The sequence below is a fragment of the Streptomyces capoamus genome, assembly GCF_014654935.1.
Lineage (GTDB): Bacteria > Actinomycetota > Actinomycetes > Streptomycetales > Streptomycetaceae > Streptomyces > Streptomyces capoamus.
Genome location: NZ_BNBF01000004.1, coordinates 241,019 through 251,119 on the forward strand (window position 1 = coordinate 241,019; position 10,101 = coordinate 251,119).

The window sequence follows — 10,101 nt, forward strand, 5'->3', positions numbered from 1 at the left end:
TGGGCGGGATCCTCGGATACCGGGTGATCTGGACCGCCGGCCGGGTCGGCGGTGCGCAGCGCCGCTTCGACCCGGCGGTTACTGGTCATGGATGCTGTGACGGCCGTCATCGCCAGGAGGAGGACAGCGGCGGCGTAGAGCGGGGTGCGGATGTCGTAGGCGGTGGCCAGCCAGCCGCCGAGGAAGGCCCCGAATGGAGCGGCACACATGGCGAGCATGCGGGAGGTGGAGGCGACCCGGCCCATGAGGTGGGCGGGGACGACCGCCTGCCGAAGGGATGGCCCGAGCACCATCGTGGCGCCCATGCCGGCCCCGCAGACGGCGAGCGCCAGCCCGGCCACGTAGGGGTTCGGGGCAGCGGCCAGGCCCAGGATGGCAAGCCCTTCCACTGCGGCAGTGCAGGTCAGTGCGGTGCCGGTGCCGAGCCGTCGGCCAAGGTAGGAGGCGATCCCTGCACCGAGCAGGCCGCCGGTGGCTTCCGCCGTGAGGAGCAGACCGAAGCCGTAGGTGTCGATGCCCAGACGGTCGTGTGCGAAGAGGGCGAGTACGGTCTCCACTGCGAGGAAGGCGACGTTGCCGACCGCAGGGCGGAGCGCCAGCCCGAGCAGCAACCGGTCCCGGAAGACGTAGGAGGCCCCGGCCTGCGCCTGCCGAAGCAGTGACTCGCGGGCCTCCGGCACGGGGCGGGGCATGGCGGGGAGCGTACGGACGAGCAGTGCGGAGACCAGGAACGACACCGCGTCGGTGAGCAGCGGTACCGCCCGCCCGAGCGCGAGCAGCGCACTGCCCGCAGGCGGACCGGCGAAGCCGGACATGGCGGTCTGGGCGCCGCGCAGGCGGGAGTTGGCGCGCTCCAGGAGCGCGGGGTCGCGGCGGAGCAGATCCGGCAGGTAGGCCGTGGCGGCCGTGTCGAAGAAGAGTCCGCCGAGGCCGAGCAGGAAGGCGACGGCTGCGAGCAGCGGAATGCTTAAGCCATCGAGTGCGGCCGCTGCCGCGGGTATCGCGAGCAGCACCGCACGTGCCGTGTCCGCGACCCACATAGTGCGCCGGCGTTCCCAGCGGTCCACCAGCGCACCGCCGAGCACCCCGAAGAGCAGCCACGGCAGCGTCCCCGTGGCCGTGACGACGGCGAGCGCCATCGGGTCCCTCGTCAACGTCAACGCGAGCAGCGGCAGCGCGGCATGCGTTACCCCGTCACCGAGCGAGGAGATCGTCTGCGCGGCCCACAACCGTCCGAACCCGGCCGGCAACTTCTCTATGCCTGAGGTCACTTGGCGCCCCCCTCGGCCTGCTCGCGCGGTGCCGGCCGGAACAGTGCGAAGACGAGTGACGCGTCCGGCAGCGACGGATCGGACAGCTCCCGGAACTCGTCCGCCAGTGCCTGCAGCCGCGCCCCAAGCTGTGCGAACTGCTCCTCGTTGAGCCGCAGATGCGCCATCCGTACGTGCCGCTCGCCATCGACCGGCGACGCCTCCAGGTCCGCCACCGCATGCCGCATCAGCACATCCGGTCCTCCCTCGCTCGGATCCGGCAGCACGATCGCCCGCGCGGCCATCGCGTAGTACCGCTCGGTAACACCTCGCACCTTCCGCGTCCGTACCACCTTCACCAAGCCTGCCCGCTCCAGCAGCCGCACGTGATAGCTGGAACTCCCCTTCGCAAGGCCCACCCGCTCGGCGATCTGTGTGATCGTCGCCGGCTCGAAGCGGAGCACGGCCATGATCCGGTGGCGCGTGAGATTGGAGACGGCGCGCAACTGCTCGTCCGTGGTGACGTGAAACGTCTCGGGAAGATCATCGGTAGGCATGCGAGCAATGGTCAACGATCCTTGACCATTTAGCAAGGGAAATTTCGCGCGCGCACCAGGGGTGCCTACGGGGTCAGGTTGCGCAGTTCGTTGTCGTACAGCTCGGCCGGGTCGATGCCCATGCCGGTGAAGTGGCCTGCCAGCTCCAGGGAGAGGATGCCGTGGAGGTGGGTCCAGAAGTGCAGGGCGCGACACAGCACGGCCGGCTCCGCGGGGTGGTCGGCGGCCCATTGCCGGTGCCCGGCGAGGTGGGCCTCCAGGCGGGTGTCGGGGTGGCTGTCGTCCGGGCTTTCCGCGGCTGCGCCGGCTGGCCGGGCGGCGTCAAGGAGGGCGTCCATGATCTCTGACGCGATCATGGTGACGTCGTCGGGTGCGTGTGACAAATCCGCTAAGGATCACTGCATGATCGATGCGCTGAGCTGTTGGCCTAGTGATCGTTGCAGGATTTCTGGTTGTTGTGACGTGTCGACCTGAGCTGGGGTTTCGGCAGAGGTTGAGGAGCCAGAGAGGCTCCTGAAGTGCGAGTTCAGTGATTGTTTCGGAATGTGGTGATCGTCGCAGGATTTCCTACTGCCGGGCACCGGTAGGGTGCGGGCAGTCCTGGGGCATCGCCGGTCCGGTGGTTTTCGTGCGGCCCGAACCGGGCTGTACGGCTGCCTGGTGGAGGCGGAGGCCGGGAGCGGGGGAGGGGTCGTGTCCCGAAGCGCGGATCGTCCCGGACATCGATGACTTGGTGCGCCGTTTCCCCCGCATCGGGAAGACGTGGCCGCAGTTCGAGGAGGAGCTTGCCGCGTTCCTTGGGGCCAAACTGGTGTTTCTCACGGAAGGTGGGGAGCCGGTGGTGCTGGACGGGCGAGTTCCTATCACGTCCCTGAGTGACGGTTCCATCTGGCGGGCATCGGCCTCGGCCAGCGTCAACTCCCCAGATGACGCCGCATCCTGCACTGCGGTGGTGGACTTCCTGTACGCCGCACTGGATGGGAGCAGCCCCCTCTTCGGCCACCTTCTGACGTGCGGAGCCGGTGCGGGCGTCAGGTGCCGTTCGTGGTGCCGAAGGTCACGCGGTAGTAGCACTGGTGTCTGCAGGACATGGTGGCCGAGTCGTCGAAAGCGTACGAGTAGGCGTAAGGGGCGGCCAGTTTGAAGACCCGGGTGTAGTCGACCGGCCACTTGGCGGGGAGGCAGTTCTCGCGGCCCGCCCAGGCGCCCCGGCAGCAGTAGGTGTCGCCGCCGAACGCCGCGCACGGGGGCTTGCAGCCGATCTCCCGGCCGTTCAGGAGGGCCCGCATCGCCTTGGGGCATGTGACCTCTGCGGTGCAACGGCCCCGGTAGCAGCCGGAGGAGCTGACCGGGTCGACGGTGGTGGTGTGGGAGACGTTGATGTACATGGGCAGGTTCGAGCCGTCGACCATGCTGACGTCGTAGAAGTCCATGTCGTCGAACGCGGCGAAGGCGAACTCGCCGAGGGTGGTGGGCGGGTTGCCGCCGGAGCAGACGCTGGTGCAGTCGCCGGAGGCGCACGTGCCTGCGGCCGTGGTGGCGCAGCCGGTGCGGCCCCAAATGCGGCCACCCCAGTTGTTCGCCACGGTCACCGACATGCTCTGGCCGGGGGCCAGCTTGCGGCCGGCCGGGTAGACGGCGGTGTTGGTGACGACGGCCCAGACCGTCTTGTGGGTCTTGTTGACGATGGTGATCAGGCGTTTGCCGGCGGGGGCGGCGGTCGGCTGCTGCCGGGCCCGGCCCGAGGTGCCCGAGCCGGTGGCCGGGCCCCTGGTGGCCTTCGCCGACGTCTCTGCCGATGCCTTCGGCTCAGTCTTCGCCGACGGTGATGCCGGCGGCTTGGCGCTGTGACTCGGTGAGGCCGGCGGGGTGGGCGGGGCGGCCCGTGATCCGGACGGCAGCGCCTCGGTGGTCCGTTCGCGGTTCGCGGTGCCGACGCTGTCGCTGCCGGACGGCGTCCAGGCGTTGTGGACGATCAGTACGGCTGCGACCGCGACGAGGGCTGCCACTGCGGCGTGCCACCAGCGACGGCCTCGCGGTGGGTGCATGCCGTGTCTCCTGCGTCCTCGTGCCATCCTTGTGCCTTCCTCGACTCGTGCCAGCTGTGTGCCCTTGACGCCGATCCACCGTTTTTCTGTTGCCCCGGTGGGCCTCGGGCGGTCTCCGTTACGACAGCTGATCCCTGCGTGGAGGAACACAGCCACATGATCGAGAACCATCGGAGCCGGCCTGATCCCGGCTTGGTCACGGCCGCCCGCGCGGGTGACGGCCGGGCCCTGGAGGAGCTGGTGGGCCGTTGCCTGCCGCTGGTCTACAACATCGTCGGCCGCGCCCTGAACGGTCATGCCGACGTCGACGACGTCGTACAGGAGACGCTGTTGCGCATGGTGCGCGGGCTGCCGAAGCTGCGGGATTCGTCCGCGTTCCGGTCCTGGCTGGTGGTGATCACGATCCGGCAGGTACGGAACCGGGAGCAGTCGCGGGCCACGGACCGGGACCGCAGGGCGCACCTGGGCGAGGCGGAGACGATCACCGATCCCGCCCTCGACTTCGCCGGGCTGACCATCCTGCGGCTGGGGCTGACCGAGCAGCGCCGTGAGGTCGCCGAGGCGACACGCTGGCTCGATGCGGAGGACCAGGAGCTGCTGTCCCTGTGGTGGCTGGAGGAGACCGGCGAGCTGGAGCGCGCGGACCTCGCCGGTGCGCTGGGGCTGTCCGACCGGCACACGGCGGTACGGGTGCAGCGGATGAAGAAGCAGATGGAGATATCGCGGGGCGTGGTGCGGGCGCTGGGCGCCGAGCCGCGCTGTGCGGAGCTGGACCAGATCGCCGCGCCGTGGGACGGCACGCCGAGTTCGCTGTGGCGCAAGCGGTTCGCCCGTCATCTGCGCGGCTGTGAGGTGTGCGAAGGTCTGGAGCAGGGGCTGCTGCCGATGGAACGGCTGCTGGGCGGGCTGCCGCTGGTGGCCGTGCCGGCCAGTCTCGATCCGGCGCGGGTGCTCGCCCATGTCCGGGCGGCGACGCCCCCGCCGTCCTCGGGGTCCGGGGGGTCTTCCGGCTCGGGGAGCGGTGGAGGCCGGGCGGCTGGGCGACGGCACCGGCGGCTTGCGCGGACGGGCAGGCGGGTGGCGGGCAAGCGGGCCGTCGTCGGCGGCTCGGCGGCGGTCGCGGCCGTCGCGGTGGCCGCGCTGGTCGCCGCCCGGCTGACGGCGGGGCCGTCCGCGCCAACCGCGGCGACGGTTCCGCCGCCCACCCCGATGGCGGTCACCTCGTCCAGCGCCCCGCCGAGCCCGAGCCCCAGTCCCCGTCCCCGTTCCAGTGCCAGTCCTAGTCCCAGTGAATCCTTTTCACCGTCGGCAAAGGCGCCGGTGAAGGGGGGTCCTGCGCAGCACTCCGCGCCCCCCGTGCCGAGCGCGTCCGGCGTGAAGAAGGGTGTCGGAGTGTGGACGTTCAACGGGGTGAGCCGGGCGCTCGCCGCGAGCGGGGCGAGCTGGTACTACACCTGGAACACCCAGCACCAGGGCGTGACGACTCCGAAGTCGGCTTCGTTCGTGCCGATGATCTGGGGCGCCGCGTCCGTCACCGACGCGGCGCTGGCGCAGGCCCGGGCCGCGGGGCCGTACTTGCTGGCCCTCAACGAACCGGACTTCGCGCAGCAGTCGAACATGTCGGTCGACCAGGCGCTCCAGCTGTGGCCGAAGCTGATGGCGGCTGGGAAGATCCTGGGCAGCCCCGCGGTCGCGACGGGCGCGGGCACGCCCGGCGGCTGGCTTGACCGGTTCATGGCCGGGGCGGCGGAGAAGGGGTACCGGGTCGACTTCATCACGCTGCACTGGTACGGCGGTGACTTCCGCACCCCGCAAGCGGTCGAGCAGCTGAAGTCGTACCTGACGTCGGTGTACGCGCGGTATCACAAGCCGATCTGGCTGACCGAGTACGCGCTGATCGACTTCTCGCAGGGGACGCGGTTCCCCTCCGCCGCGCAGCAGGCCGCGTTCGTCACGGCGTCCACGAAGATGCTGGACAGCCTGCCCTACGTGCATCGTTACGCGTGGTTCGGGCTAGGTGCGGACCCGTCGAAGCCGAGCAGTGGGCTGTTCACAGACGGTACGACGGCCACGGCGGCGGGCCGGGCCTTCCAGGCGGCGCGCTGAACCGAGGGGGCCGGTGCGGCGGCACCGGACCCTCGGGCTGGGCAGGCACTGGGGGCGGGCCGCGCAGGTGCCGGTGCGGCAGGTCTGGTCGGTGGTGAACGCCGGACAGGCGCTCAGGCAGGCGACGACCTGGCCGCCCCGGGCGCGTTGCAAGTCCTTCGGGCAGGTCATGACGGGGTGTGGCGTGCTTAGTTCATATCTTGATTTAACTCGTGAGTCTCAAGTCCCGGCAAGTCCTCGGACGTTGGAATCTTTCTGGTCCGGCCCGTGCCGCATCCCTTGACACCTCACCGGAAAGCCCCCAACACTCCTCGACGGGAGAGCGCTCTCCCACGCCTCGCTCGGCCATCCATGACGCGGGCTCAGTCGACGCCATGCCGCCTCGGGCGCGGCCTCCCACGCTCCCACCGTTCAGGAGGAGGTCTCCATGTCACGGAGATCGAAAGGCCTGTCAGCCACGCTGATCACCGGCGCGCTCCTGCTGACGTCGCTCGGACTGGGCGGCGTCGCCGTCAGTGCCGGCCCGCCCGCACCGCACAGCGCCGCGGCGCGGTCGTTCGCGGCCACGCACTCCGGTCACGCGTTGGCGGCGTCCGTCGCCGGCTCACCGGAGGACCCGGACGGCGACGGCTACATCCCGGCGAACCCGCCGGTCACCGGCGTGACGCCGGCCACGCAGGACCCGCCCCACCGCTACTTCCACGAGTTCCAGGCCAACTGTTCGGTCACCCACACCAGGCCCGACGATCCCATCGTCTACCCGCAGCAGCCCGGCAAGTCCCACGACCACACGTTCATGGGTAACACCGCCACCGACGCCTACAGCACGACGGCCTCGCTGGAGTCCGGCCGCACCACCTGCAAGGCTCCCGGCGACCTGTCCGGCTACTGGATGCCCACCCTCTACAACGGTGACCAGCAGGTCCTTCCCGTGGGACCGCAGGTCATCTACTACAAGGCGGGCGTCACCGACTACACCGGCGTCCGGCCCTTCCCCAAGGGGCTGCGGTTCGTCGTCGGCAGCCCGACGCAGAGCGCCGACGAGTTCCGCCACCACCCCGGCTTCGTCGAGGGCTGGGAGTGCGGCGACAGCTACTTCAACACCGAGTTCCCCGCCACCTGCCCCCACCGCGCCGACGTCCAGCTCAACATCCGTTTCCAGGCACCCAGTTGCTGGGACGGCAAGTACCTCGACACCCCCGACCACAAGAGCCACATGGCCTATCCCGTGGTCAAGCCCGGTACGAACGACAACGTCTGCCCCGCCGACCACCCGGTCGCCGTGCCGATGATCGAGTTCAAGATGGCCTTCCCGGTCAACGGCGACATGTCCAAGGTGCGCCTGGCCAGCGGAACGGGCCACACCTTCCACTACGACTTCTTCAACGCCTGGGACACCCCCACCCTCAAGGCGCTGGTCGACCACTGCGTCGTCGGCGGCCTGCAGTGCGATGCGCGTGGCTACGACGAGACCCACCCGCAGGCGGGCGCGGCACTGAACGAGCACTACGAACTGCCCTGAGGAGCAAAAGCGATGACCCCACGACCCCGCACGTGCTTCCGAACCCGCCGTGCCGCGGCACCCCTCACCGCCGGCGCCCTGGCCGCCGGCTTCCTCATCGCGCTACCGGCTGCCCCGGCCCACGCCGCCGGCAGCGTCGTCAAGGTCACCGGCAGCCAGGGCTCCTGGCAGCTGACGGTGGACGGAAGGCCGTACCAGATCAAGGGCCTGACCTGGGGCCCGAGCGTCGCCGACGCCGTCAAGTACCTGCCCGACCTGCGGTCCATGGGCGTCAACACCATCCGCACCTGGGGCACCGACGCCACCAGCAAACCCCTGCTCGACTCCGCCGCCGCCCACGGCATCAAGGTCGTCGCCGGTTTCTGGCTGCAGCCCGGCGGCGGGCCCGGCAGCGGCGGCTGCGTCAACTACGTCACCGACACCGCATACAAGAACCACATGCTCGACGAGTTCCCCAAGTGGGTCCAGACGTACAAGGACAACCCCGGCGTCCTCATGTGGGACGTCGGCAACGAGTCCGTCCTCGGCCTGCAGAACTGCTTCAGCGGCGACGAACTGGAGAAACAGCGCAACGCCTACACCACGCTCGTCGACGACATCACCAAGAAGATCCACGCCGTGGATCCCAACCACCCGGTCACCTCCACCGACGCCTGGGTGGGAGCCTGGCCGTACTACAAGAGGAACGCCCCAGACCTGGATCTGTACGCCGTGAACTCCTACAACACGGTCTGCGACATCAAGTCCGCCTGGGAGCAGGGCGGTTACACCAAGCCCTACATCGTCACCGAGACCGGGCCGGCGGGCGAGTGGGAGGTGCCCGACGACGCCCACGGCGTTCCGCTCGAACCTTCCGACCGGGCCAAGGCCGACGCCTACACGCGTGCCTGGGACTGCGTCACCGGGCACAGAGGCGTCGCACTGGGCGCCACCATGTTCCACTACGGCACCGAGTACGACTTCGGCGGCATCTGGTTCAACCTGCTGCCCGCCGGCCAGAGGCGCCTGTCGTACTACGCCGTGAAGAAGGCCTACGGCGGCGACACCACGCACGACAACACTCCGCCCGTCATCTCCGACCTGAGCGTGGAGGGCGACGCGGGCAAGGTGCAGGCCGGGCACGACCTCGTCCTGGACGTCAGGGCCACCGACCCCGACGGCGACCCGATCTCCTACGAGGTCCTCGACAACAGCATGTACATCGACCAGAGCAAGAACCTCACCCCGCTGCCCTTCACCGACCTCGGCGGCGGCCGGCTGAAGGTGACCGCGCCCGACCGTCCCGGCGCCTGGAAGATGTACGTCAAGGCGACCGACGGCCGGGGCAACATCGGCGTCGAGACCCGCTCGATCCGCGTCGTCCCACCCTCGCCGTCCGGAACCGACCTGGCGCGGGGGAAACCGGCCACCGCCTCGTCCTACCAGGCAAGTTACGGCGACTGCCCGTGCACCGCCGCCAACGCGGTCGACGGGAACCCCGCCACCCGCTGGGCCGGCGACTGGAGCGACCCCCAGTGGCTCCAGGTCGATCTCGGCACCCGCACCACGTTCCGGCACATCCAGCTGTACTGGGAGGCCTCGTACGCGAAGGCGTACACGATCTAGACCTCCGACGACGGCCGGAGCTGGCAGACCGTGCACACCGTCTCCGACGGGAACGGCGGTGTCGACGATGTCGACGTCACCGGTTCGGGCCGGTACGTACGGATCTACGGCACGGCACGGGGGACGGGCTGGGGATACTCGCTGTACGAATTCGGTGTCTACTCCTGACGGCCGGCCGGCCCTCGGAGAGCGCTCTATTCCGTCGCCCTGCCCGGTCCGTTAGTGTGCCTGCATGCGCAGACGGGCCCCGACCCTGGAGGACGTCGCCCGGGAGGCCGGTGTCTCCCGGGCCACCGTGTCCCGGGTCGTCAACGGCATCCGCAACGTGGATCCGGAGATCCGGGAAGTGGTCCGTCGGGCCGTCGAGCGGACGGGTTACGCGCCCAACCGGGCCGCCCGTTCCCTGGTGACCCGGCGGGCCGAGACGGTCGCCCTGGTGGTGTCCGGGGCGGGGGACACCTCGGACGCCGGCCAGAACGCCTTCGCCGCACGGGTGTTCACGGACCCCTTCTTCGGACGTGTGGTCGGCGGTGTCGTCGGTTTCCTGCGCCCCCGCTCCATGCATCCGGTGCTGATGTTTGCCGAGTCCCCCGACGCCCGGGAAGAGGTGCTGACCTATCTGCGGCAGGGGCGCGCCGACGGCGCCCTCGTGGTCTCCACCCACGCCGACGATCCCTTGCCCGCCCTCCTCGCCGACGCCCGGCTGCCCGCCGTGCTGTTCGCCCGCCCCACGCGACCGGTTCCGCTCAGCTACGTCGACCTGGCGCACCGGGACGGGGCGCGCCTGGCCGCCGAGCACCTCCTCGCACGCGGCTGCCGCCGGCTCGCCACGATCAGCGGCCCCTTGGACGTCCCGGCGAGCCAGGAGCGCCTGGCCGGGTTCCGCGACACGCTCGCCCGGCACGGCCACGCGTACGTCCCCCTCGCCGAGGGCGGCTTCACGCTGGACAGCGGCATCGCGGCCATGTCGGATCTGCTCGACCGCCACCCCGACACGGACGGCGTGTTCGCGG

7 protein-coding genes and 2 pseudogenes are annotated in these 10,101 nt (G+C 70.2%); 4 read left to right on the top strand and 5 right to left on the bottom strand.

What is annotated here, in order from left to right; translation table 11 throughout:
- The 4 genes and pseudogenes from IE312_RS09220 to IE312_RS09235 form a co-directional block, all read right to left on the bottom strand.
- A partial coding sequence (locus IE312_RS09220) for an MFS transporter (protein WP_189980156.1) occupies nucleotides 1-1,271 on the bottom strand: 1,271 nt, incomplete at its 3' end.
- Nucleotides 1,268-1,807: an ArsR/SmtB family transcription factor gene (locus tag IE312_RS09225; RefSeq protein WP_189980157.1), complete on the bottom strand. Its 540-nt coding sequence runs from the start codon at nucleotides 1,805-1,807 to the stop codon at nucleotides 1,268-1,270. The genes IE312_RS09220 and IE312_RS09225, both read right to left, overlap by 4 nt.
- A gap of 65 nt (nucleotides 1,808-1,872) precedes the next feature.
- Nucleotides 1,873-2,184 (bottom strand): annotated as a pseudogene (locus IE312_RS09230) (TetR-like C-terminal domain-containing protein); the annotation flags it as partial.
- 654 nt (nucleotides 2,185-2,838) lie between these two features.
- The gene (locus tag IE312_RS09235) at nucleotides 2,839-3,855 is read right to left on the bottom strand and encodes a thaumatin family protein (protein WP_189980161.1); all 1,017 of its coding nucleotides are present in this window, start codon (nucleotides 3,853-3,855) and stop codon (nucleotides 2,839-2,841) included.
- A 156-nt stretch (nucleotides 3,856-4,011) separates the two neighbouring features.
- On the opposite strand from IE312_RS09235, the gene IE312_RS09240 reads away from it, so the two are divergent.
- Complete coding sequence (locus IE312_RS09240) at nucleotides 4,012-5,961, top strand: sigma-70 family RNA polymerase sigma factor (RefSeq protein WP_189980163.1); 1,950 nt, start codon at nucleotides 4,012-4,014, stop codon at nucleotides 5,959-5,961.
- Here the strand turns inward: IE312_RS09240 and IE312_RS44110 are convergent.
- A complete protein-coding gene (locus tag IE312_RS44110) occupies nucleotides 5,869-6,132 on the bottom strand; it encodes a hypothetical protein (RefSeq protein WP_368860000.1) in 264 nt (87 codons plus the stop codon). The two genes, IE312_RS09240 and IE312_RS44110, sit on opposite strands and share 93 nt — an antisense overlap.
- Before the next feature lie 256 nt (nucleotides 6,133-6,388).
- Here IE312_RS44110 and IE312_RS09245 point away from each other — a divergent pair, with 256 nt between their 5' ends.
- From IE312_RS09245 to IE312_RS09255, 3 genes and pseudogenes are all read left to right on the top strand, one after another.
- Nucleotides 6,389-7,483 carry a DUF1996 domain-containing protein gene (locus IE312_RS09245; RefSeq protein ID WP_189980165.1) on the top strand — a complete coding sequence of 365 codons (1,095 nt, stop codon included), beginning with the start codon at nucleotides 6,389-6,391 and terminating at the stop codon, nucleotides 7,481-7,483.
- 12 nt (nucleotides 7,484-7,495) lie between these two features.
- Nucleotides 7,496-9,256: pseudogene (locus tag IE312_RS09250) on the top strand (discoidin domain-containing protein).
- A gap of 64 nt (nucleotides 9,257-9,320) precedes the next feature.
- The coding region (locus IE312_RS09255; RefSeq protein WP_229899394.1) for a LacI family DNA-binding transcriptional regulator at nucleotides 9,321-10,101 on the top strand (781 nt) is incomplete at its 3' end.

Bases quoted from the DNA above. Each gene is read 5' to 3' on its own strand.
- IE312_RS09245 (WP_189980165.1), top strand. From the start codon at position 6,389: ATGTCACGGAGATCGAAAGGCCTGTCAGCCACGCTGATCACCGGCGCG.
- IE312_RS09225 (WP_189980157.1), bottom strand. From the start codon at position 1,807: ATGCCTACCGATGATCTTCCCGAGACGTTTCACGTCACCACGGACGAG.
- IE312_RS09235 (WP_189980161.1), bottom strand. From the start codon at position 3,855: ATGCACCCACCGCGAGGCCGTCGCTGGTGGCACGCCGCAGTGGCAGCC.
- IE312_RS09240 (WP_189980163.1), top strand. From the start codon at position 4,012: ATGATCGAGAACCATCGGAGCCGGCCTGATCCCGGCTTGGTCACGGCC.
- IE312_RS44110 (WP_368860000.1), bottom strand. From the start codon at position 6,132: ATGACCTGCCCGAAGGACTTGCAACGCGCCCGGGGCGGCCAGGTCGTC.